The 1,705-nt window shown below is 69.9% G+C and carries 1 protein-coding gene; it reads right to left on the bottom strand.

The features are described from left to right. Positions 1-1,705, bottom strand: a 1,705-nt coding sequence (locus GTO19_RS06480) for a hypothetical protein (RefSeq protein ID WP_291017489.1), incomplete at both ends; no start/stop codon positions are given.

Genomic DNA, 1,705 nt, shown 5'->3' with positions numbered 1-1,705 from the left:
GCTCGCGCACGAGGCGCTGTTCGAGGAAGCCATCGCCCAGGCGTTTCTGGAGGGTGTTGGGGTCGAGCGCGAGCAGCGCGAACTGGGCGCTGGCGTCGGTCCATCGGCGCTGCTGGATGAAGTTCGGGTCGGTCTGGAAGAGGACGCCGGCAGCCGGGTCAGGCACGGGCTGGAACAGCGCTGAGCCCAGGTTCACCGAAGGAGCGCTGGGCGCGTCGCTGGCGTGCTGCTCGTGGCGCAGCGCGCTGACCTGCAGGGTGGTGGGGATGCGCTGGTCGATGGCCGATTCGAGCCAGCCGTACTTGGGGTCGCAGCCGCTGACGAAGGAGCAGCTCTTGCCGATCACGCCCCAGGTGTAGGCCGTGCCGGTGCGGATGACCTCGGCCGGCACCTGCGTGGACTGGTTGTTGGCGGTCACGCCCAGGGCGCTGAGTGTGCCGCCGGCGATGACTTCGCTGTCCTGGTTGGTGAACTGTTCGCGGATGTTCAGGCGGGCGTTGCCGCCCGAGAGGATCTGCCCGGGCTCGCTGTGAACGGTCTTGAGCGTGGGCTGGGTCTCGGTGACGCGCTGGTAGATGTCGAAGGGCTGCAGCTCGGCGTTGATGGCGCTGCGCAGCGTGGCGAGCTTCTCGCCCAGGGCCACCCAGGGGGCGGCCTGCGCCTGCCATTGCTGCAGGGCTTCGCGGTACTGGGGCGTGTCGCCGCTGACTTCGCTGTCGCCGCTGAGGGGGCGCGGCATGGGGCCGGGGGCGTCGCCCGCGGGCGGGGCGATGCCCAGGGCGGCCCAGATGGGGTCGTCTCGGGTGTAGGCGAACTGGGCCTCGGCCCAGACGAGGGTTTCGCTGTCGCCGCTGCCTTGGGTGACCATGCCGGCGGCCACATACGGCTGGGGGCCGTGGTACCAGGTGGCCAGGCGCGGGTCGGCGTAGACGGGGTCGGATGCCGCCAGGGCCTGCGCGCTGGCCTGGGTGAACAGCCAGGAGCGGCCGTGGGCGCTGTACTCGTCCCACTCCCCGTCGCCGAAGATGGACCCCACGGGCTTGACGGCCATCCAGGCGACTTCGGTCGCATCGACTGCGCCCGTGGCGGTGAAGTACAGGGTGCGCGTGGTGGTGGCGCCGCCGTTGCGGATGACTTCGGTCTGCAGGTGCTCGTTGGCGTTGAGCAGGGAGCGCGCGTCGATGTCCAGATCGCCCAGAGCCTCGATGCGCGCGGAGCGGTTCTCCACCCGGTCGGCCGAGAGCGCCATGTCGCCTGCGCTGAGGATCAGTGCGCCCCGCTGGTTGACGATGGCATCGCCCGCCTGCACATCCAGGCGCTCTCGCGCGGCAATGACGGCGTCTTCGGCGTTGACCACGCGCTCGGCGGTGACGGCCAGTTGGTCGCCGTAGAGGCGACCCGTGTTGTGAACACCGCCGGCCGCAACGCTCACATCGACGCCGTCAATCAGGCCCGCGTTGTGAACGCTGCTGGCTCGCACGTCCACCTCGGCCCCACTGATCAGGCCCGCGTTGTTCAGTTCTCCCTCGGTGCTCACCGAAACGGCCTGCTGCGCGGCGATCTGTCCGCTCTTGGCGTTCTCAATGCCCTGGGCGCGCAGCTTCAGGTCGCCCCCGGCAATGAGCGCGCCTTTGTTGATGAGGCGCCCGTCGGCGTGCAGCTCCAGGTTGCTCGCCGCGCTGGAGAGCACGCCTTCGTTGTTCAC

The sequence above is a fragment of the Hydrogenophaga sp. genome (genome assembly GCF_011772445.1).
In the GTDB taxonomy this organism is placed as follows: domain Bacteria; phylum Pseudomonadota; class Gammaproteobacteria; order Burkholderiales; family Burkholderiaceae_C; genus Hydrogenophaga.
The sequence above is the reverse complement of the archived record's forward strand: the minus strand, read 5'-3'. Positions and strand labels throughout refer to the sequence as shown.